The sequence below is a fragment of the Streptomyces abikoensis genome (assembly GCF_014648775.1).
Classification (GTDB): domain Bacteria; phylum Actinomycetota; class Actinomycetes; order Streptomycetales; family Streptomycetaceae; genus Streptomyces; species Streptomyces abikoensis.
This window is the reverse complement of record NZ_BMRT01000012.1, coordinates 1-21,642: the sequence shown is the minus strand read 5'-3', so window position 1 is coordinate 21,642 and position 21,642 is coordinate 1. Positions and strand designations below refer to the sequence as shown.

General features: G+C 69.0%; 19 protein-coding genes. 3 read left to right on the top strand and 16 right to left on the bottom strand.

The window, feature by feature from the left end; genetic code table 11:
* Nucleotides 1–620 precede the first annotated feature (620 nt).
* Nucleotides 621–4,103 carry a DNA-directed RNA polymerase subunit beta gene (gene rpoB / locus IE096_RS28275; RefSeq protein WP_189456494.1) on the top strand — a complete coding sequence of 1,161 codons (3,483 nt, stop codon included), beginning with the start codon at nt 621–623 and terminating at the stop codon, nt 4,101–4,103.
* Nucleotides 4,104–4,222: 119 nt separating this feature from the next.
* On the top strand, nt 4,223–8,122 hold the full coding sequence (locus IE096_RS28270) for a DNA-directed RNA polymerase subunit beta' (protein ID WP_126914717.1): 3,900 nt from the start codon (nt 4,223–4,225) through the stop codon (nt 8,120–8,122).
* 78 nt (nt 8,123–8,200) lie between these two features.
* Here IE096_RS28270 and IE096_RS28265 read toward each other — a convergent pair whose 3' ends face one another.
* The 12 genes from IE096_RS28265 to IE096_RS28210 form a co-directional block, all read right to left on the bottom strand.
* Nucleotides 8,201–8,464: a hypothetical protein gene (locus IE096_RS28265; protein ID WP_189456492.1), complete on the bottom strand. Its 264-nt coding sequence runs from the start codon at nt 8,462–8,464 to the stop codon at nt 8,201–8,203.
* On the bottom strand, nt 8,461–8,709 hold the full coding sequence (locus tag IE096_RS28260; protein WP_189456490.1) for a hypothetical protein: 249 nt from the start codon (nt 8,707–8,709) through the stop codon (nt 8,461–8,463). Before IE096_RS28260 ends, IE096_RS28265 begins: the two co-directional genes overlap by 4 nt.
* 44 nt (nt 8,710–8,753) lie before the next feature.
* Nucleotides 8,754–9,797: a peptidoglycan-binding protein gene (locus tag IE096_RS28255; RefSeq protein WP_189456488.1), complete on the bottom strand. Its 1,044-nt coding sequence runs from the start codon at nt 9,795–9,797 to the stop codon at nt 8,754–8,756.
* Nucleotides 9,798–9,876: 79 nt separating this feature from the next.
* Entirely contained in the window at nt 9,877–10,215 is a 339-nt protein-coding gene (locus tag IE096_RS28250) for a hypothetical protein (protein WP_189456486.1), read from the bottom strand.
* A gap of 38 nt (nt 10,216–10,253) precedes the next feature.
* Nucleotides 10,254–11,867 (bottom strand): phage tail protein, encoded by a 1,614-nt coding sequence (locus IE096_RS28245; protein ID WP_189456484.1) that lies wholly within the window; start codon nt 11,865–11,867, stop codon nt 10,254–10,256.
* Between the two features lie 52 nt (nt 11,868–11,919).
* Nucleotides 11,920–12,633, bottom strand: coding sequence for a hypothetical protein (locus tag IE096_RS28240; RefSeq protein ID WP_189456482.1), 714 nt, complete (start codon nt 12,631–12,633; stop codon nt 11,920–11,922).
* Nucleotides 12,633–13,742, bottom strand: a complete 1,110-nt coding sequence (locus IE096_RS28235) for a hypothetical protein (RefSeq protein ID WP_189456480.1) — start codon at nt 13,740–13,742, stop codon at nt 12,633–12,635. Before IE096_RS28235 ends, IE096_RS28240 begins: the two co-directional genes overlap by 1 nt.
* Complete coding sequence (locus IE096_RS28230) at nt 13,739–14,845, bottom strand: hypothetical protein (protein ID WP_189456478.1); 1,107 nt, start codon at nt 14,843–14,845, stop codon at nt 13,739–13,741. Before IE096_RS28230 ends, IE096_RS28235 begins: the two co-directional genes overlap by 4 nt.
* A 79-nt stretch (nt 14,846–14,924) precedes the next feature.
* Nucleotides 14,925–15,860, bottom strand: a complete 936-nt coding sequence (locus IE096_RS28225; RefSeq protein WP_189456476.1) for a phage distal tail protein — start codon at nt 15,858–15,860, stop codon at nt 14,925–14,927.
* A 102-nt stretch (nt 15,861–15,962) separates the two neighbouring features.
* On the bottom strand, nt 15,963–17,141 hold the full coding sequence (locus tag IE096_RS28220) for a phage tail family protein (protein ID WP_189456474.1): 1,179 nt from the start codon (nt 17,139–17,141) through the stop codon (nt 15,963–15,965).
* A 30-nt stretch (nt 17,142–17,171) separates the two neighbouring features.
* Nucleotides 17,172–18,248, bottom strand: a complete 1,077-nt coding sequence (locus tag IE096_RS28215; RefSeq protein WP_189456472.1) for a phage tail family protein — start codon at nt 18,246–18,248, stop codon at nt 17,172–17,174.
* Nucleotides 18,249–18,291: 43 nt separating this feature from the next.
* Nucleotides 18,292–18,978: a hypothetical protein gene (locus IE096_RS28210; protein ID WP_189456470.1), complete on the bottom strand. Its 687-nt coding sequence runs from the start codon at nt 18,976–18,978 to the stop codon at nt 18,292–18,294.
* Nucleotides 18,979–19,262: 284 nt separating this feature from the next.
* On the opposite strand from IE096_RS28210, the gene IE096_RS28205 reads away from it, so the two are divergent.
* Nucleotides 19,263–19,694: a hypothetical protein gene (locus tag IE096_RS28205; RefSeq protein WP_189456468.1), complete on the top strand. Its 432-nt coding sequence runs from the start codon at nt 19,263–19,265 to the stop codon at nt 19,692–19,694.
* A 16-nt stretch (nt 19,695–19,710) separates the two neighbouring features.
* Here the strand turns inward: IE096_RS28205 and IE096_RS28200 are convergent, their stop codons facing one another.
* The 4 genes from IE096_RS28200 to IE096_RS28185 all read right to left on the bottom strand — a co-directional run bounded on the left by IE096_RS28200 (nt 19,711) and on the right by IE096_RS28185 (nt 21,570).
* Nucleotides 19,711–20,007: a hypothetical protein gene (locus IE096_RS28200; protein ID WP_229820668.1), complete on the bottom strand. Its 297-nt coding sequence runs from the start codon at nt 20,005–20,007 to the stop codon at nt 19,711–19,713.
* 116 nt (nt 20,008–20,123) lie between these two features.
* Nucleotides 20,124–20,414: a hypothetical protein gene (locus tag IE096_RS28195; RefSeq protein ID WP_126914702.1), complete on the bottom strand. Its 291-nt coding sequence runs from the start codon at nt 20,412–20,414 to the stop codon at nt 20,124–20,126.
* 114 nt (nt 20,415–20,528) lie between these two features.
* Nucleotides 20,529–21,119, bottom strand: coding sequence for a phage tail tube protein (locus tag IE096_RS28190; protein ID WP_189456466.1), 591 nt, complete (start codon nt 21,117–21,119; stop codon nt 20,529–20,531).
* Nucleotides 21,120–21,162: 43 nt separating this feature from the next.
* The gene (locus tag IE096_RS28185) at nt 21,163–21,570 is read right to left on the bottom strand and encodes a hypothetical protein (protein ID WP_126914700.1); all 408 of its coding nucleotides are present in this window, start codon (nt 21,568–21,570) and stop codon (nt 21,163–21,165) included.
* Nucleotides 21,571–21,642: the final 72 nt, after the last annotated feature.

The following is a 21,642-nucleotide window of genomic DNA, read 5'->3' as shown; positions in this document are numbered from 1 at the left end:
CGGGAGTCTGCTGACTCTCCTTTCCGGCCCCCGGGCCGGAATCAACCAAGGGCGATCACCCGCACGGGTGGTCGCCCTTGGGCGTTCCCGGGACGGATGCGCGCACGGCGGCCCGGAGACGAGTATGGTGATCTTCGCCGCCTCGCCGAGGCGACGAACCCGCTCCCAGCAGGGCGGGAGGGCGCCCGGAGCGGCCGCCGGGGGCCGAGGGGCCTTGACGAACGGCACGCCGCGCGCGATTCTCAGGACGCGTCCTACGGGCGCGCCGCCACATCGATCCTCCGTCCGAGGCATGGATCGGGGGCGGAGCGGGAAGTATCGTCATGCGCTTCCCGCGCATGGCTTGCGTCGGGCAGGACGCCAGGCGATGCGGAACAACAGGATCCCGGAGGGAGAGATTGGTATCGCACCGGTCTCCGGAAATCCGCTCTGGACATCAGTGGGCCAAGTGGCTACACTGACCCTTTGCGCTGCCTGTTAGCTGCTCCCTGCCCGTCACCAGGGGCATGCCCACTCTCGAGCACAGCTGAAGGAAACCCCCTGAGCTGGGATTTCTCTCGTACGCGACGAGTGGGACCGGTACGCGCGTAGTGAGTCCGAGCCCTCGGAAGGACCCCCTCTTGGCCGCCTCGCGCAACGCCTCGACCGCCAATACGAACACCGGCGCCAGCACCGCCCCGCTGCGCATCTCTTTTGCGAAGATCAAGGAGCCCCTCGAGGTTCCGAACCTTCTTGCGCTTCAGACCGAGAGCTTCGACTGGCTGCTCGGCAACGCCGCCTGGAAGGCTCGCGTCGAGGCTGCGCTGGAAAGTGGTCAGGACGTCCCCACCAAGTCCGGTCTGGAGGAGATCTTCGAGGAGATCTCCCCGATCGAGGACTTCAGCGGGTCGATGTCGCTGACCTTCCGTGACCACCGCTTCGAGCCCCCGAAGAACTCGATCGACGAGTGCAAGGAGCGCGACTTCACGTACGCGGCCCCGCTCTTCGTCACCGCCGAGTTCACCAACAACGAGACCGGTGAGATCAAGTCCCAGACGGTCTTCATGGGCGACTTCCCGCTCATGACGCCGAAGGGCACCTTCTGCATCAACGGCACCGAGCGTGTCGTCGTCTCGCAGCTGGTCCGTTCGCCGGGTGTCTACTTCGACTCCTCCATCGACAAGACGTCCGACAAGGACATCTTCACCGCCAAGATCATCCCGTCCCGGGGTGCCTGGCTGGAGATGGAGGTCGACAAGCGCGACATGGTCGGCGTCCGCATCGACCGCAAGCGCAAGCAGTCCGTCACCGTCCTCCTGAAGGCTCTCGGCTGGACCACCGAGCAGATCCTCGAGGAGTTCGGCGAGTACGAGTCCATGCGCGCCACCCTGGAGAAGGACCACACCCAGGGCCAGGACGACGCGCTGCTCGACATCTACCGCAAGCTGCGCCCGGGCGAGCCGCCGACCCGTGAGGCCGCGCAGACGCTGCTCGAGAACCTCTACTTCAACCCGAAGCGCTACGACCTCGCGAAGGTCGGCCGCTACAAGGTCAACAAGAAGCTGGGTGCCGACGCCCCGCTCGACGCCGGTGTGCTGACCGTCGACGATGTCATCGCGACGATCAAGTACCTGGTGAAGCTGCACGCCGGCGAGGTCGAGACCGTCGGCGAGAACGGCACGGACATCGTCGTCGAGACCGACGACATCGACCACTTCGGCAACCGTCGTCTGCGCAACGTCGGCGAGCTCATCCAGAACCAGGTCCGCACGGGTCTGGCTCGTATGGAGCGCGTCGTCCGCGAGCGGATGACCACCCAGGACGTCGAGGCGATCACGCCGCAGACCCTGATCAACATCCGGCCGGTCGTCGCCTCCATCAAGGAGTTCTTCGGCACCAGCCAGCTGTCCCAGTTCATGGACCAGACCAACCCGCTGTCGGGTCTGACCCACAAGCGTCGTCTGTCGGCGCTGGGTCCGGGCGGTCTCTCCCGTGAGCGGGCCGGCTTCGAGGTCCGAGACGTCCACCCGTCGCACTACGGCCGTATGTGCCCGATCGAGACGCCCGAAGGCCCGAACATCGGTCTGATCGGCTCGCTCGCCTCCTACGGTCGCGTCAACGCGTTCGGTTTCGTCGAGACCCCGTACCGCAAGGTCGTCGAGGGCCAGGTCACCGACGAGGTGCACTACCTGACCGCCGACGAGGAGGACCGCTTCGTCATCGCCCAGGCGAACGCCGCCCTGGGTGAGGACATGCGCTTCACCGAGGCCCGCGTGCTGGTCCGCCGCCGTGGCGGCGAGATCGACTACATCGCGCCGGACGAGGTCGACTACATGGACGTCTCGCCGCGCCAGATGGTGTCGGTCGCGACCGCCATGATCCCGTTCCTCGAGCACGACGACGCCAACCGCGCGCTCATGGGATCGAACATGATGCGCCAGGCCGTTCCGCTGATCAAGGCCGAGGCGCCGCTGGTCGGCACCGGCATGGAGTACCGCTGCGCGGTCGACGCCGGTGACGTCATCAAGGCCGAGAAGGACGGTGTCGTCCAGGAGGTCTCCGCCGACTACGTGACGGTGGCCAACGACGACGGCACGTACAACACCTACCGCGTCGCCAAGTTCTCCCGCTCCAACCAGGGCACCTCCTTCAACCAGAAGGTCGTCGTCGACGAGGGCGCCCGCGTCGTCGCCGGCCAGGTGCTCGCCGACGGTCCGTCCACCGAGAACGGTGAGATGGCGCTCGGCAAGAACCTCCTCGTGGCGTTCATGCCGTGGGAGGGCCACAACTACGAGGACGCGATCATCCTGTCGCAGCGCCTCGTCCAGGACGACGTCCTCTCCTCGATCCACATCGAGGAGCACGAGGTCGACGCCCGTGACACCAAGCTGGGCCCCGAGGAGATCACCCGGGACATCCCGAACGTCTCCGAGGAGGTCCTCGCCGACCTCGACGAGCGCGGCATCATCCGCATCGGTGCCGAGGTCGTCGCCGGCGACATCCTCGTCGGCAAGGTCACCCCGAAGGGTGAGACCGAGCTGACCCCCGAGGAGCGTCTGCTCCGCGCGATCTTCGGTGAGAAGGCCCGTGAGGTCCGTGACACCTCGCTGAAGGTCCCCCACGGTGAGATCGGCAAGGTCATCGGCGTCCGCGTCTTCGACCGCGAAGAGGGCGACGAGCTGCCCCCGGGCGTGAACCAGCTGGTCCGCGTCTACGTGGCCCAGAAGCGCAAGATCACCGATGGTGACAAGCTCGCCGGCCGTCACGGCAACAAGGGTGTCATCTCCAAGATCCTCCCGGTCGAGGACATGCCGTTCCTCGAGGACGGCACCCCGGTCGACATCATCCTCAACCCGCTCGGTGTCCCGTCCCGAATGAACCCGGGACAGGTCCTCGAGATCCACCTCGGCTGGCTCGCCAGCCGCGGCTGGAAGGTCGAGGGCGACGAGGAGTGGATGAAGCGCCTCCAGGCGATCGGCGCCGACGACGTCGCCGCCGGCACCAACGTCGCGACCCCGGTCTTCGACGGCGCCCGCGAGGACGAGATCGCCGGTCTCTTCGAGTCCACGATCCCCAACCGCGACGGCGAGCGCCTGGTGCTCCCGTCCGGTAAGGCCCGGATGTTCGACGGCCGCTCCGGCGAGCCGTTCCCGGACCCGATCTCGGTCGGGTACATGTACATCCTCAAGCTGCACCACCTGGTCGACGACAAGCTCCACGCCCGTTCGACCGGTCCGTACTCCATGATCACCCAGCAGCCGCTGGGTGGTAAGGCTCAGTTCGGTGGCCAGCGCTTCGGTGAGATGGAGGTGTGGGCGCTGGAGGCTTATGGCGCCGCGTACGCCCTCCAGGAGCTGCTGACCATCAAGTCCGACGACGTCACCGGCCGAGTGAAGGTCTACGAGGCGATCGTCAAGGGCGAGAACATCCCCGAGCCCGGCATCCCCGAGTCCTTCAAGGTGCTCATCAAGGAGATGCAGTCCCTCTGCCTCAACGTGGAGGTGCTGTCCTCGGACGGCATGTCCATCGAGATGCGGGACACCGACGAGGACGTCTTCCGCGCGGCGGAGGAGCTCGGTATCGACCTGTCCCGGCGCGAGCCGAGCAGCGTCGAAGAGGTCTGACGGGTCTGGTGGGGGCCTCGCAAGAGGCCCCCACCGTCCCCGGACCCCCAGACCACTGATGTAGAGCCCATAAATCGCTAACGCGAGGGGCACGACCCTGAAAGAGGGATTGACGAACAGTGCTCGACGTCAACTTCTTCGACGAGCTGCGGATCGGCCTGGCGACCGCGGACGACATCCGGACCTGGTCCCACGGCGAGGTCAAGAAGCCGGAGACCATCAACTACCGCACCCTGAAGCCCGAAAAGGACGGACTCTTCTGCGAGAAGATCTTCGGTCCGACCCGGGACTGGGAGTGCTACTGCGGCAAGTACAAGCGTGTCCGCTTCAAGGGCATCATCTGTGAGCGCTGTGGCGTCGAGGTCACGCGCGCCAAGGTGCGCCGTGAGCGGATGGGCCACATCGAGCTCGCCGCTCCCGTCACCCACATCTGGTACTTCAAGGGCGTCCCGTCGCGCCTGGGCTACCTCCTCGACCTCGCCCCGAAGGACCTCGAGAAGGTCATCTACTTCGCCGCCTACATGATCACGTGGGTGGACGAGGAGCGCCGTACGCGCGACCTGCCCTCGCTGGAGGCCCACGTCTCCGTCGAGCGTCAGCAGATCGAGCAGCGTCGCGACGCCGACCTGGAGGCCCGCGCCAAGAAGCTCGAGTCCGACCTGGCCGAGCTCGAGGCCGAGGGCGCCAAGGCCGATGTGCGCCGCAAGGTGCGCGAGGGCGCCGAGCGTGAGATGAAGCAGCTGCGCGACCGCGCGCAGCGCGAGATCGACCGCCTCGACGAGGTGTGGAGCCGCTTCAAGAACCTCAAGGTCCAGGACCTCGAGGGCGACGAGCTGCTCTACCGCGAGCTGCGCGACCGCTTCGGCACCTACTTCATGGGTGCGATGGGCGCCGCCGCGCTGCAGAAGCGCCTGGAGTCCTTCGACCTCGACGAGGAGGCCGAGCGCCTCCGCGAGATCATCCGGACCGGCAAGGGCCAGAAGAAGACCCGTGCGCTCAAGCGCCTCAAGGTCGTCTCCGCCTTCCTGCAGACCCGCAACAGCCCCAGCGGCATGGTGCTGGACTGCATCCCCGTGATCCCGCCGGACCTGCGTCCGATGGTGCAGCTGGACGGTGGCCGCTTCGCGACCTCCGACCTGAACGACCTGTACCGCCGTGTGATCAACCGCAACAACCGTCTGAAGCGTCTGCTCGACCTCGGTGCCCCCGAGATCATCGTGAACAACGAGAAGCGGATGCTCCAGGAGGCGGTCGACGCCCTCTTCGACAACGGCCGTCGTGGTCGCCCGGTCACGGGCCCCGGCAACCGTCCGCTGAAGTCCCTCAGCGACATGCTGAAGGGTAAGCAGGGTCGATTCCGTCAGAACCTGCTCGGTAAGCGTGTCGACTACTCGGCCCGTTCCGTCATCGTCGTCGGTCCGCAGCTGAAGCTGCACCAGTGTGGTCTGCCCAAGGCCATGGCGCTGGAGCTCTTCAAGCCGTTCGTGATGAAGCGCCTGGTCGACCTGAACCACGCGCAGAACATCAAGTCGGCCAAGCGCATGGTCGAGCGCGGCCGCACCGTGGTGTACGACGTCCTCGAAGAGGTCATCGCCGAGCACCCGGTGCTGCTGAACCGTGCGCCCACGCTGCACCGCCTCGGCATCCAGGCCTTCGAGCCGCAGCTGGTCGAGGGCAAGGCCATCCAGATCCACCCGCTCGTCTGCACCGCGTTCAACGCGGACTTCGACGGTGACCAGATGGCCGTCCACCTGCCGCTCTCCGCGGAGGCGCAGGCCGAGGCCCGCATCCTGATGCTGTCCTCGAACAACATCCTCAAGCCGGCCGACGGCCGTCCGGTCACCATGCCGACCCAGGACATGGTGCTGGGCCTGTTCTTCCTCACCACCGACGAGGAGGAGCGCGAGGTCCGCGGCGAGGGTCGTTCCTTCGGCTCGGTCGCCGAGGCGATCATGGCGTTCGACGCCCGTGAGCTCTCGCTCCAGGCGAAGGTCGACATCCGCTTCCCGATCGGCACCGTTCCGCCGCGCGGCTGGGTTCCCCCGGTCCGCGAGGAGGGCGAGCCGGAGTGGCAGCAGGGTGACTCGTTCCGCCTGCGCACCACCCTGGGCCGCGCGCTCTTCAACGAGCTGCTGCCCGAGGACTACCCGTTCGTCGACTACTCGGTGGGCAAGAAGCAGCTCTCCGAGATCGTCAACGACCTGGCCGAGCGCTACCCCAAGGTCATCGTGGCGGCGACGCTCGACAACCTGAAGGCGGCCGGTTTCCACTGGGCGACCCGTTCCGGTGTCACCGTGGCCATCTCCGACGTCGTCGTTCCCGAGGCGAAGAAGGAGATCGTCAAGGGCTACGAGGCGCAGGACGAGAAGGTCCAGAAGCAGTACGAGCGCGGTCTGATCACCAAGGACGAGCGCACGCAGGAGCTCATCGCGATCTGGACCAAGGCGACCAACGAGGTCGCCGAGGCGATGAACGCGAACTTCCCCAAGACGAACCCCATCTTCATGATGGTTGACTCGGGTGCCCGAGGAAACATGATGCAGATGCGGCAGATCGCCGGTATGCGTGGTCTGGTGTCGAACGCGAAGAACGAGACCATTCCGCGACCCATTAAGGCGTCGTTCCGTGAGGGTCTCACCGTGCTGGAGTACTTCATCTCCACCCACGGTGCCCGTAAGGGTCTCGCGGACACCGCCCTCCGTACCGCCGACTCGGGTTACCTCACCCGTCGTCTGGTCGACGTCTCCCAGGACGTGATCATCCGCGAGGAGGACTGCGGCACCGAGCGCGGCCTCAAGCTGGCGATCGCCGTCAAGGGCGAGGACGGCGTCCTGCGCAAGACGGACGACGTCGAGACGAGCGTCTACGCCCGTATGCTCGCCGAGGACGTCGTCGTCGACGGCAAGGTCATCGCGCCGGCCAACGTCGACCTCGGTGACGTGCTCATCGAGCAGCTCGTCGCCCACGGCGTCGAGACGGTCAAGACCCGTTCGGTCCTCACCTGTGAGTCCGCGGTCGGCACCTGTGCCTTCTGCTACGGCCGCTCGCTGGCGACCGGCAAGCTGGTGGACATCGGTGAGGCGGTCGGCATCATCGCCGCCCAGTCCATCGGTGAGCCCGGTACCCAGCTGACGATGCGTACCTTCCACACCGGTGGTGTGGCCGGTGACGACATCACCCAGGGTCTGCCCCGTGTCGTCGAGCTCTTCGAGGCCCGTACGCCCAAGGGTGTCGCCCCGATCTCCGAGGCCGCCGGCCGCGTGCGGATCGAGGAGACCGAGAAGACCAAGAAGATCGTCGTCACTCCGGACGACGGCAGCGACGAGACGGCGTTCCCGATCTCGAAGCGTGCCCGTCTGCTGGTCAGCGAGGGCGAGCACGTCGAGGTGGGCCAGAAGCTCACCGTGGGTGCCACCAACCCCCACGACGTCCTGCGGATCCTCGGCCAGCGCGCCGTCCAGGTCCACCTGGTCGGCGAGGTCCAGAAGGTCTACAACTCGCAGGGTGTGTCGATCCACGACAAGCACATCGAGATCATCATCCGGCAGATGCTCCGCCGCGTGACGATCATCGAGTCCGGCGACGCGGAGCTGCTGCCGGGCGAGCTCGTGGAGCGCTCGCGCTTCGAGTCCGAGAACCGTCGTGTGGTCACCGAGGGCGGTCACCCCGCCTCCGGCCGTCCGCAGCTGATGGGTATCACCAAGGCCTCGCTGGCGACGGAGTCCTGGCTGTCGGCCGCCTCCTTCCAGGAGACGACCCGAGTGCTGACGGACGCGGCGATCAACGCCAAGTCCGACTCGCTCATCGGCCTCAAGGAGAACGTCATCATCGGTAAGCTCATCCCGGCCGGTACGGGTCTGTCCCGCTACCGCAACATCCGGGTGGAGCCCACCGAGGAGGCCAAGGCCGCGATGTACTCGGCCGTCGGTTACGACGACATCGACTACTCGCCCTTCGGCACCGGCTCCGGCCAGGCGGTCCCGCTGGAGGACTACGACTACGGTCCGTACAACCAGTAAGCCTCTGGTTCGCTCGTCAGGGCGGCCGCCCCGCGCACGCGGGGTGGCCGCCCTGCGGCGTTTTTGAGCCTTTGGTGGTCAGCGGCCGGTGAGCTGCAGCCCGGCGAGGACCACCCCGCCGACGGCCGTCAGGGCCGCCACGCTCGCCAGCGGCCAGCGGGCGCGCTCCAGGGCGTCCAGCCGGGCCTCGTGATCGGCGAGCTGTTTGTCGGTCTGGTCGCTGCGCTGGACGAGCAGGGCGAGCGAGCCGTCGACCCGGGCGAAGCCGGCCTCCATCGTGCCGCGCAGCCGCTCCAGCTCCACGGCGACCGTGGCGGCCTCGTTTCCTTGCCGCTCGCTCATGCGCGGCCCCGGTCGTCGTCCCCGTCCCGTCCGTCCCGCCCGTCCCGCAGCCAGCGGGGGAGGAGGGCCTGGACGGCGGGCAGGGCCATGACGCGGGCGAGCCCGCCGGCGACGGCGAGCGCCCCGGCCACCCACGGCAGGCTGGCCGGGATGCCGGAGGCGTCGACGATCGCGGGCAGGGCGAGCGCGAGGGCGACGGCGGTCTGGAGGACGGTGCGGAGGGTCCGCCTGGCGGCGTCGGACACGGTGGTTCCTTTCTGTCTTTCTTTTGTGGGGCCGCTCTCCGCTCTCAGGAGACGCGGGGGACCTTCAGCGCGTCCCACGAGACCCGTCCGGGCCAGCCGTCGGCCTCCGGCCCGGAGAAGCCGAGCTTGCGCTGCCAGCGGGCGTACGACTGCCGGTCGGCGTCGGTCCACTGCTCGCCGGGCCCCTGGGAGTACGCCGAGCAGCCCTCCTCGACCAGGCGGCGGCCCATCGCCGTGACGACCGGCGACTTCGGCTCGGCCCGGAAGAACGACTGGCCGGGGAAGGGCGCGTAGTCGTTGCCCGGGCCGGGGACGGAGAGCTCGTCGCCGGGGTGGATGCGGTCCGGGTCGGCCAGCTCGTTGAGGGAGGCGAGCCGGGCGGGGGTGGTGCCGTGGGACTCGGCGATGCCGCTGAGGGTGTCGCCGGGCCGCACGGTGTACGTGGTCATGGCGGGGCGGGACGGCTCGGCGGGCTCCTCCGGGCGCCCGGCCGGCGCCCCGCCCAGCCGGCCGGCGACCCGGCCGCGCATGTCGCCCATCTCGAAGCCGACCGGGTCGACCTTGGTGTTCGTCCACTCCTTGTGGCCGATCACGGAGCCCGAGCTCCAGCCGTGCGCCCGGCACAGCGCGGCCGAGACGCGCTCGATGGCGTCGAGCTGCGCGGCCGGCCACGGGTCGTCGCCGTCGCCGAGGTTGACGCACTCGAAGCCGTAGAAACGGGCGTTGCCGTCGGTGTCGTTGGCGACGGGCCGGGGCAGGGACGTCTCGCCGATCACGGCCGCGAGCACGTCGCCGTCACCCGTACCGGCGTGGTTGGCCCGCCCGTTGCCGACCAGATGGACGGTGCCGGACTTGTCGATGACGCCGTGGCAGAGCGGGCCGGGGAGCTCGTCGTAGCCCTCGTAGCAGAGCTCGACGGAGGAGTCGGTGCCGGAGGTGACCGTGTGGTGAATGATCACCCCGTGCACGGGGCCCCAGGCGCCCTTGTGGTTGCGGTTGTGGTCGCGCCAGTCGTCGGTCTCCACGACGTCGACGCCTTCCGCGCGCAGCGCGGCGACGAACTGGTCGGCGGTGAGGGGAGTTGCCATGGAAGTCGCTCCAGACATGCGAGGGCCCCGGGCCGCTGGGCGGCCCGGGGCACGGGTGGTGGGGGCGGGACGGGGGTCGCTACATGGGCGCCGTCATGCTGAAGGAGTCGCTCAGCAGGACCGTCTCCTCGGGGCCCTGCCCGAGGTACTCGGGGTAGGTCGCCAGATAGACGTTCCCGTCGGGGTGGATGTAGAACTGCGCCGTGCCGTAGGGGTTGTGGGCCCCCACGTTGGCGGTGAACAGCACGCGCTGCAGTCCCGCCGGGCGCATGCCCTCGGGCAGGGTGAACAGCGGGGTGGCGACCTGGAACCTGCCTTGCAGGTGTCCGGCGAACTCCACTCGGTCCCCGACGACGCGTGCCAGGGGGTTTCCGTGCATGGGTGCCACGGGGGTGAGCGGGATCCAGTCGATGGCCATAAAGGGTTCCTTGTCCGTGCGGGGCGGGGAGGGGACGGTCAGGCCAGCGCGAACCAGTACCGGGTGCCCAGGGCCATGGTTCCGTTGGCCCAGTCGACGTCGGTGGGCAGTGCCGTGTTGGCCTTGGTGGGCGACATGACCGTGCGGGGGACGGTTCCCGGGCGGCCGAAGCGGCCCGGGACGTCGTAGCCGCCGTTGCCGGTCATGATCCGGGGCGCGTTCGACGAGTTGGAGTAGTTGAGCAGCAGCGCGACGACGTAGATGCCGGGCTGGAGCGTCGCCGGTGCGGTCAGCGGCAGGAACGAGGTCATGCCGCCGATGTCGTGCGCCTCGGGGTAGACCATGCTGAGGTCGGCGCTCTGCCCGACCCGCTTGCCGGCGGCGTCGTAGAGTCCCGCGAACGATCCCGGCCCGATCCCGCCCGACGCGCCGGAGTAGCCGAGCGTCTGGACGCAGATCTCCTTGACGGTGGCCGCCGAGCGGAGGATCACCGCGCTGTAGTAGATGCGTCCGCTCGCCGGGATGTCGCCGGGCGCCCCCGAGTTGATGGGGCTCTTGCCGTCGCCCAGCCCCGGGTCGAACGTCCAGGCGAGGAAGCCCAGGTCGGACGGTGCCCAGTTGCCGGAGCGTGCCGCGGCGTCGACGTAGGACTTGCGGACGAGGTGCTCCGGGGCGGTCGGGTCGACCGTGACGGACGGCGCGGTGGTGAAGGTCTTCGCGCCCTCGACGGTCTGCGCGCCCGAGAGCAGGACCGACCGGCCGGCGGGTTCCGCGCGGACATCGGCGGCGGTGAGGTTCACGATGCCGCTGTAGCCGTTGACGGACCGTACGCCCGCCGCCCGCTCGTCGAGCGTGACCGTGGTGCCGTCGGGCTTGCGGTAGGCCAGGACGCCGCCGTTGGCGTACAGCACGATGCCGTCGGTGGGCTTGCCCGTGGGCACGGCGGTGACGTTCTTCATGCCGAGCACGGACTGGCCGCCCGCGCTGTCGGCGACGGTGGCGCCGATCTGCACATTGCCGGTGAAGCGGGCGTCGGCGTTGGCCACAAGGCCACCGGTGGAGTCGACCCGCACCCGGCTGGCGCCCGTGGTGTCCTGGACGTCCAGGGCGGCGCCGTTGCCGTTGCCGCGGACGGTGAACGTGCCGGTCACCGTGCCCCCGGTGACCGGCACGGCGCCCACGTCCTTGGCGTCGAGCCGGATCTCGGCCTCGGTGTGGTCGTTCACGGAGCGCACCGGCCCGGGGGCGCCGGCCGGTCCGGGCGGCCCGGGCGGGCCGGGGAGCCCGGCGACCGGGACGTAGTCGGGGGTGCGGGGATCGCTGGGGGCGATGTCGGCCAGGTCGACCTTCGGCCGCGCGGCCGGCAGCAGGATCTTGTACGGGGCGCGGGCGGGCAGCCCCGACAGCCGCTCGGTGACGGTGTAGGCCCAGTTCGTCGGGTTCATGCCCGGCGCGTCGGTGGCGGGCAGCGTGACGCTGATCCGCCCGTCGGCGTCGAGGGGCGCGGAGAAGATTCCGCCGAGCATGACGTCGCTGTCGCTGTGGGTGAGCAGCGGGGGCGGTTCGAAGGTGACGCTGCCCGACAGGGCGTGACCGTCGATGGAGAGGTAGCGGGCGGTTACGGTGACGGTGGGGATGGCACCGGGTAGCACGAGGCGCGCCTTCCTGTCGTGGGGCGAATGGGGGCTCAGGGGCTGGGGGCGCTCAGGACTGAACGCCGTAGAGAGCGCGGGGGATGCACCAGACGGTGCTCTTGGAATTGGCCGCGCGCGCCTGGACCTTGAAGGTGACGTCGGCGTCGTATGCCGCGCCGATCTTTTCGTAGAACCACAGGCCGTTCTTGCCGGTCGGCCCGACCTGCTGATCGTTCACGAGCAGCCGGACCTCCCCGCCGTCGCCCGCGAAGGCGTAGTCGATCTTGCAGTAGAGCCGGGGGTGCTGAATGATCGCCTGGCTGCTGTACAGCGTCTGCCAGCTCGTCGAGCTGGTGGACTGCCACTTCGTGGCGTCCTCCGGGCCGGGCAGCGGGTAGGGGAGGTAGGGCTTGGCCAGGCCGAAGTTCTGGGCGTCCTCGGCGAAGATGATGTTGCCCTTGGCGTCCCACATCCGGATGGGCTGGACCGGCATGTTCTTGGGGTCGCCGGTCCAGATGTCGAGTGCGACGGAGCCGTCGTCACGCCGGACGCGGAAGCCCTGCTGGTACTGGCCGCCCTCCCGGTCCGGCCACACCCGTCCGATGTAGGCGAGGTCCTTGTTGTCGGGCGTGCGGACGGTCAGCGAGCCGCCGTCGCCGATGACGACGCGGCCGCCCTGGATCTCGTCCATCCTGGGCCGCGTGTTGGCGCTGCCCATCAGCGCGCGGACCTGTCGTTCCAGATCGCGGATGCGGTCGAGGATGTCGAGGGGGATCGCGGCCATCAGAGTCCTTCCAGATAGAGCTTGGCGGTCTCGGCCTTCGCCCGCTCGGGCGGCGAGACGGTCATGCCGACGACCCGGTAGCGGGCGTCGAGTCCTTCCGGGTGCCACAGGTCGGTGACGCGCAGCCGGACCGTGGCGCCGATGAGGGCGGGTGTCATCCGGCCGTCGACGCGGATGGTGACCTCGGGGATGAGCTGGGGGCGCCGGGATCGGGCCAGTTCGGCGTCGGCGAGGCCGTTGAGGATGTCGCGGTCGCTGATCGAGCTGTGGTCGGAGGTGCCTTCGAGCCGCGGCCAGCCGGCGTTCAGGTCCTCGATCGAGACCTTCCGCTCCGACACCGTCGGCACGGAGTCCGCGGCCTGGTTGCGGTTGGCCGAATCGCCGCGGGCCACCCACACGTTGGACTGGAGCGTCGCGTCGCTCGGCAGGCTGTACGACAGCAGCGGGCCGGGCCGGTCCAGGACGATGTCCTGGGCGCCGACGTGGATCCTCGGGTGGCCGAGCTGGAGGCGCTTGACGCGCCGGGCGCTGACGGGGTCGCGGTAGCAGTGGACCCGCCACTCGAAGCCGTCCCGCTGGGCGGCGAGCCCGTCGAGGATCTCGCGGATCCGGGCGACGTCCGTGTAGGCGTAGTTCTGGGTGCGGCGGACGCCCGAGACCTCGTTGCCGTACTCGATGCCGAGGTCGCCGCCGGGCTGCGCCTGGAGGTGGTCGAAGAGGCCGCGGACGACGTCGAACTGGTCGACGTCCTTGGCCTCGAAGCCGCTCGACAGGATCCGGTGGTCGAGGTACGAGTCGAAGGTCCCGGCCTGGATCTCGGCCGTCATCCGCCCGCTCTCGTCGCCGGAGGGCGTGCAGGTCCACAGGATGCCGCCCCACCAGATCTCGCCGCCGCGCTCCAGCCAGACCGCGGTGCGGCCGGGCTGGAGCGCGGACCGGGCGCGCTGGGCGAGCGCCCGGTCCGGCAGGGGCACGGTGGCGCGCAGCGATCCGGTCTTGCCGATGTAGTCGTCGAACTCGACGCCGGTCAGCGGCAGGGCGTCGACGACCTGGTCGCTGCGCAGATCGCAGAAGAGGGCGCGGTAGGCGGGCTGGGGAGCCACGGTCATGCGCTCGCCTCGTAGAAGCCCGAGACGGTGAACCAGTTGCCCTCGACGACGGTGTCCGGCCAGTCGCCGTCGGCCCAGCCGCCGTTGACCTGGCGGGAGGCGTTGTTGGCGGTCCAGCCGCAGGCGGAACCGTTGGGGTGGCGGGTGGCCTCCAGGTAGCAGCCGCCGTGGTAGTAGCCGGAGTTGGTGCGGAACTTGAGGCTGCCGGACATGCTGGGGCCGGTGGGCCGGACGGGCAGGGAGACCCACCAGTTGCCGTTCCGGCCGGCGCCGCCCCAGTTGGAGGACGAGCCGATCCGGAGGGTCGCGGTGAAGTGGACGATCGCCCCGTCCTGGAGGTAGCGGCCGGTCAGCGAGCCGTTGCCGACGCGCGGCGCGGGGCCGTTGTCGGCGCCCCACTCCGGCGTGTAGTCCCGCCAGCCCGGCCGGGGCTCCGGGTACGCCTTCCACTGGGAGCCGTCCCAGCGCTCCAGGCCCGTGCCGGTGTCGCGGTACTGGCCGACGTAGCCGCCGGGGAAGTTCTGGCCCCAGCCGCGCGGGATGATGCCGCCGACGGCGACGGTGGCCCGGCGGCGGTCGCGGACGGTGTCCCAGTTGATCCCGCCCTTGCCGGCGGAGGCCCCGGCGGGGACGGTGACCTCGGCGAGGGCGATGGCCGCGCGGGGCGTCGCGGGCGCGGCCGGGTTGGCGGCCGGCACGCCCTGGACGATCTCGACGACGGCCTCGGTGCGGTTGGAGGTGTCCTGCTGGGCGTCGTAGACGCGCAGCACGACCAGGTCCACGCGGGGGTTGTTCGCGTCGCCGTCGGCGAAGGTCAGGGGGACGTAGTCGGTCACCACGACCGGGTAGGCACCGGTCGGCTCGGTGCCCTGCACGACGGCGCGGCCCGGCGTGACCTTGCCCGTCATGCCCTGGTCGCCGAAGACGTACAGGCCGTCCATGGCGCGCCCGCCGCCCTGGGCGCCGGGGATCACGCCGTCCCGGGTGGCCAGCACGCCCTCCGGGGCCATGGTGCCGAGCGGGGCGAGCCGGGTGTCGACGCGGGACTGGCCCCCGCCGGCGTCGGTGCGGTTGAGCAGCCATGCGCTGCGGACGTTGTTCATCTCGTCCTCCGAGGAAGGTGGTGGGGAGGTGGGGAGGTGGGGAAAGGCGGCGGGTGGGTGGTTCACCCGTGGGGGTGGGTCACCAGTGGGCGTTGCGCCAGCGGACGGTCACCGAGGCGCGCGGGTCGGTCGAGTCGGGGCCGGCGCGGAAGGCCAGCGAGGTGTCGCCCGGCTCCAGCTGGAACAGCTGCTCCGGAGTGGAGCGGGCGGTGGCGGTGTAGAGCCGCGAGGCGGTGCCGTTGAGCAGGACCGTTCCGTCGGCGGTGTCGACGGTGAGCACGTCGGCCTCGGCGAGCTGGATGTCGTACTCCAGCTGCCGCCCGTCGCCGATCCGGGTGAGGGACGGGAGGGAGACCGGACCGCGGAACTCGATCAGGGGGCTGACGGGGGCGTCGCCCTCGTTCACCGCCGTGATCACTCCGGTGCTGCCGGCGGCGCCCCACTCCAGCGACCACTCCAGGCCGCCGTCCGGCTGCCACAGCAGGCCGGGCTCGGACGTGGGGAGGACCGTGCGGCCCAGCTGCTCGGTGATGCCGAGACGGCGGGGGTCGGTGCACAGCCACTGGACGGAGACGGACGCGATGCCGGTGGTGACGTAGGTGCGGTCCGTCGGGACGACGCGGCGGTCGACGCGCGCCCGGCAGGCGAGGGTCTGGCCGTGGAGGCGCACGGCGAGCCACTGCTCGCCGCTGTGCACGGCCGTGGCGGCGCGGAACGCCCGGGCGACGGCCTGCGCCTGGTCGGGGCGGTCGGGCAGCAGCCAGACGGTCGCGGCGACCGTCCGCGGCTTGGCCCACTGGGCGCCGGGCCAGGAGCCGTGCTGGTCGGGCCGGGGCACGTCGGCCGAGTCCAGCTCGGGCAGGTCGTCCCAGCCGGTCAGGCCCTTGGCGTCGATCTGGTAGGGCGTACCGGGGCCCATGAGGAGCCCGGCCCACTCGATCTGCCCGTCCTGGGTGATCTGGGAGCCGGGGGGAGCGGTGGCGGTCGCGGTGTCGAGTTGGGTCGCTGTGGGCATGGGTGGGCCTCACCTCCGGGTGTATGGGTCCGCGTGTAGGGGTCCGCCTTGGGCTCAGGCGTGGGCCGTGGCGTGGGCCGTGGCATGGGCTGCGGCGTGCGCTCAGGCGTGGGCCGCGGCGAGGAAGAGCAGGTCCGAGGCGATGGCGTGGGCGCCGCGGCCCTCGGGCTCGTGATAGGTGCCGATGCGGGCACCGGCCCGCGCGGGGGCGGCGCGCCGGGCCGTCTCGGCCGTACGGGCCAGCAACGCTTCGAGCTTCGGCATGGGCAGTACCGCCTCGGCCTCGCCCGCCTCGGCGAGGATCACGGGGACGCCGCCCTCGCGGGGGCTGACGACGCCGCCTTCGGCGAGCATCGGGATCTTCGGGAGGTCGACGCCGAAGTGCTTGCCGAGGAAGTTGAAGCTGAGGCTGTTGAGGCCGTCGATGACCCAGTTGGCGAAGGCGATGAGCCCGTTGAGGGGGCCCTTGACGACGCCGGTGACCATCTGGAATCCGGTTTGCAGGAAGTCGCCCATGCCGTGGAGGGCCTTCTCCATCGCGGAGTTGACCTTCCTGAACCCGCCAGGGATGTCCTTGGTGACCCATGTGACCACCGGCTTGACGACGCTCTCGAGCGTCTTCCAGACGCCCTTGATCACGGCGAGGTAGCCGGTGATCACGGGGACGACGACGGTCAGGGCGGTGGTGAAGTACGCCTCGACGAGCCCGAAGACCGTCTCCATGATCTGCTGCCCGAGCTCCGAGTTCAGCGCGAAGTCGATGAGCTCGGTGGCGAAGGGGGCGAGGAGGGAGAGGACGAGGACGAACGGGTTCGTCTTCATCACGAGGTTGACGGCTGTCATGATGCCGCCGGCGATTTTGAGTTTGCCGCCGAGGATCCCGGTGAACTTGCCGAGGATTCCGGCGCTCTTGCCGGTGCGGGCGATCGCCCTGCCGGAGGCGGTGGCCTGGCGGTTGATGTTCTTCAGCAGCCGGGCGGACTGCCGGCCGCCGGACTTCGTCTTCAGCAGACCGGTGTGGGCGGTGCCGGCCTGCCGGCCGACGGCGAGTGCGGAGCGGCCGGCGGCCCCGGCGCCCGTACCGAACTGCCGGGCCTCCTTGCCGGCCTGACCGGTGGACGTCCGGATGCGGTCGGCGGCCCGGGCGGCGTTCCTGACCCCGTTCTGGACGGTGCGGACGGAACGGGCCGCCTGGCCGAGGGCCGAGCCGAAGTTGCGGAACGCGCCGGCGGAGTTGGCGAGCGGATTTCTGGGGAGCGCTGCTGCCGCGGCGGCGGCCATGGGGGGTCCCTCCTTCTCTGTTCGGTGGGCCTAGCCGCGGGCCTTCGCGAGGAACATCAGGGCTCGGGCGGTGTCGCGCGGGGTGGAGGACGAGGTGGCGTAGTAGTTCTCGATGTGGAACCCGGCGGCCGCGCCGCTTGTGCTGCCCCCGACACCGGCCGACTTGAGCCGGGCCTCGACCGCGGTGCGGCTCAGCAGCCGGTCGAGCTTCGACAGCGGCATGACCGCCTCGTGCTCGCCCGCCTCGGCGACGATCGCCGGCACACCACCACTGCGGGGCGCGACGATGCCGCCCTCCGCGAGCATCGGGATCCGGGGGATGCTGACGCCGAAGGTCTTGCCGCCGACGAGGGGCACCCAGCCGGGGATGGAGACCTTGATGCCGTTCAGCGCGCCGATCGCCGAGTTGATGAGGCTGATGACGCCGTTGAGCGGGTACTTGACGGCGGAGAGGATGCCGCCGAAGACACTTCCGGCGAAGGAGGACAGCCCGCCCCAGGCGCTGGACAGGGCGTCCTTGACGGTGTTGAACGCACCGGGGATCGCGGAGCCGATCCACAGGGCGATGGGCAGGATGGCCGCCTTGATGCCGTCCCAGACCTTCGAGATGATCTTTCCGGTGGTCTTCATCAGGGGGCCGATGGCCTTCATGACGGTGTCGACGACCTTGCCGATGACGTCGAAGGCGACCTTCATGATCTTCTGCATCGCCTTCGACTTGGACGCCATGGCGACGACCTTCTCGATGAGCGGTGCGAAGAGTTCGAGCAACATCCCGATGACGTTGCCCTTCATGGCCTTGTTGAGGCCCTTGAACCCGCCGTCGGCCTTCTTCAGTCCGCCCTGGAACTTCCCCATGGACGTCCCGCCCTTGCCGGCCTCCTTGCCGACCTTGGCCACCGACCGGGCCGCCTGATCGGCGGCGGTCTTCATGCCCTTGAGCTCACGGGCGGACTGCTTGGCGGAGTTCTTGATCCTGCCGACGTTGGTATTGGCGGTGCCGGCGTTCCGCCCGAGCGTGCCGGCGGCTCGGCCGGCGGCGTCGATGTTGGTTCTGAAAGTCCGGGCGGCGCCGCCGGCGCGGCCGAGGGATTGAACTAGGGACATGTTCCTCCTTCCTCTTTGGGCTTGTGTGTTCGGCTGCGATCTGTCAGCCCAGCGCCGTGATCAGGCGAGAGAGACGTGCGTCGAGTTTCTGGATCTCCCGGGCCGCGCTGGAGATGTCACTCACTGCGGCCGCCTGGGTGGCGCGTCCGGCGGGAACGCTGTTGTTGATTCGCTGCCGTTGCGCGGATGAGCTGCCTTGGGACCTCAGCTGCGTCTGAAGCCTGTCGATTCGCTTGTGGGCATTGTTCGCCGCTTGCTTGGTCGGAGGGAACTCGGTGTTGAGGCGGATGATGGCGGACTGAAAACGGCCAATGCTCGTTTCCATGCGCACCAGGCGCTCTTCGGCGATTCTTTCCGGGTTCGGCAGACCGAGCCTGTCCTGAATCTTCCCGATCAGCTTGTTGGGCCCGTCCGACAGGTCGAGAAGCGGCTTCATGTCGACCTTGACGGCGCTTGCGCCCATTTCGAAACCGTTGAACGCGATGTTCGCCCCGTTGGCCTCCTCTTTTGCGCCGTTCAGTTCGGACTTCTGTCCGGTGCGCTCGGTGGGCTTGTACTCCACCCACTCGTCAAACCACTGCTTTACCTTCTTCTTTTTGTCATCGTCGTCAGTGGCGTTTTTTCTGTCGTCCCACTTCTTGTCGAAGTCGTTGCTGGAGACCTTGCCGTCGACGTCCTTCTTGAGCTCGGTCACCTGCTTTTGCAGTTTCTCCAGCTCGCTGTCAGGCATGACCTTCTCCTTGGTCTATTCGCTCCTGGAGTGCTATGATCCGCTCATTTCTGGGCAAATCATCAACTTGAGGGGTGGGGTGTTGTATGTCGAGCTTGGAGGTCCCGAGAGGGCGGCGAAGAAGCCGGAAAGGCGACGCAGGCCCGATCGGTGTCTGCTCTTCGATTTTCGTCCTGAGCGTTCCCGTGTACGCAGCTTTTTCCTTTGCATTCCACGGTGTCGCGTCGTGGGGATCCACCGGAAGGAACTGCGGGACGAGGGTGGGAGTGGCATGCCCCCGGAGCATGGACTGGTCCGTCCCTGCGCTGTTCCTCGGCGGCATCCTTTTGATCGCGTTCTTGATTTACGTCCTCGGCGGAGAGCGGCGCGGCCCTGTCACCCCCATATTGGCCTTCGTGGCCTTTGTGGTGGGCGTCGGCGCCGATCTCATGTGGGCGGCCACAAGTCGATCCGAAGGATTGGGAGATTTCTTTAGGCTGGGGCACCTGGGCTTGTTGGTATTCGCCTTCGGCTGCCTTCTTGCCTGGAAGGGGATTCGCCGGCTCGGAGTACGGTCCTTGTTCTGGTGCATAAAGGTCAAGAAACCGTTCCCTTACACTGCCGTGGAACCCGGGAGTGACGGGGATGTCTCCCTTCGGGCAGCCTTCTTTTGGACCCACATGGCAGCCATGACATCAGGGGTGGCTGTGGGGACTCTCGTGGCTTCCGGTCTGTGAGCCACGAGTCTTCTCATCAGCTGAAAAACTGGATGAGGTCGCCGCGTGCGGGCCCGGTCGGCGGATTTGCGTTGTCCAAGGCGTTGTCCTCTTCCGCCGCCGGCTGATCCGAATCACCCGGTCTTGCCACCGGCTCCGGGTAATCCAGCGGCTCCGCGTCCTCGCCGCTGTTGATCGTCGCCGTCATCCAGTTGGCGACAGCCGAGTGGTCGACGAGCGCCGCCAGCAGGTGCGTCGACGCGTCCCACTCCACGGCTTCGCCGTGCAGGTCGCGGTTGACCGCGCTGTCGCGTGGCATGTGCTTGACCAGCACCGCGAGGCGTCTCGAAGAGAGCGTCCCGCGGTGCCAGTCCAGCAGGTCAACCCCGTAGTGCCGCAGCAGATCGGCTTCCAGAGCCTCGGCGTGTTCGGCTACGAACGCGTCGAGGCTCAGTCTTCCCCCAGGCCGAGCCCGGTCTCCTGGCCGTAGGCCTCCAGGATCGCGGCGATGTCCTGCATCGTCAGGTCGTGCTCGACCAGGCGCGCGAACTGCTTCTCGCCCAGGAGCAGGCCCAGCAGGCCGTCGACGTCGCTGTCGTCGAGCTCGCGCAGGGCGCGGGCGGTGCGGTGGCCGATCTCGGTGGGGAGTTCGAAGGCGTCGCCGTCCAGCTGGAAGGACCACGACTTGCCGTGGGCCTCCAGGCGCTGGGCGCGGGCCGCGTTGACATCGAAAGCGGGCATGTGCTGCTCCTAGAAGTGGGTGAAAAAGCGGTGGGAAAAGGGGGCGCCGCCCCGGTGGCGGGCGGGGGAGGCCGGGGCGGCGCCCGTATTCAGGTGGTTCCGGAGGGGGCCCGGTTACTTGGCCGGCGCGGCCGTCGGGGCGAAGGACTTGTCCTTCATCAGCCACGTCGCCAGCGCCGCCCCCGGCTTCGCGGCCATCGCCGTGAAGGTGACGCCCAGCTTCACCGCGCCCTTGCGGTTGAGGTCCACGTCATCGCTGACCGTGACCACACCGCGCGGGATGACGAAGCGGTAGCGGACGTCCGTGCCGTCGGTGAACTCGACGCCGAGCGCGCGCTCGTCCTCGCCCTGGTCGCTCTGGATCTCGTACTTGTACAGGCCCGAGTTCGGGCCGGTCTCGACGACCTCGCCGCCGCCGAAGAAGAACGGCAGGGTGTCCTCGTTCAGCTGGAGCATGCCGAACTTCACGGTGAGCTCGCGCTCGGTGTAGATCGTGCGGGCCGGGGTGAGGGACTGCCAGGTGTCGATGTTGGCGGTCTTGCCCTTGCGGCCGAACTTCACACCGTCGGTGCTGGTGTAGCCCAGGTCGTGCCAGGCGTCGCCCCACGGGGCGTCGATGGCGGCCGGGGCTTCGGTGCCGGGCTTGGCGAGGAGGATGCGGCCGGTGCCGGCAACACGGATCTCGCTCGGGTTCATTCCGGACATGGGTACTCCTTGGGAGGTGAAGGGGAAAGGCAGGAAGTTGCGGTTACGCGGGGCGGAGCGAGAAGCGCACCGTGGTGAGGTAGCGGTTGCCCGCCGGGCGGTTGTAGTCCGGCAGCCAGCGCACCGCTTCCGTCTCGACGACGTCGGTGACGACCGCGGAGCCGTAGACGGTGCCGCGGAGCGTCAGGAGCGCGGCGCGGACGGCCAGCGAGATCGAGTGCGCGGTGGTCTTGTCCGGCCCGTAGACCTCCAGCTCGACGAGCGGGGTGTCGAGGTGGAGGTCGTCGATCCAGGCGCCGCCGGTCCGGGAGACCAGGACGACCTTCTGGGTGCCGTTGAAGTCGGCCGGCGGGCGGTTGTCGACCTTGACCTCGGCCAGCTCCGGCCGGTTCTTGAGGTTGTCGACGATGAGGCGTTCCACGTCGGGGAACGCCAGCAGGGCCTCGTTCATCCGGTCTCCTAGGCGGGGCGGGGCCAGTAGTTGGCCTGGACCTCGGCGTAGGTGACCTTGCCGTCGGTGTCG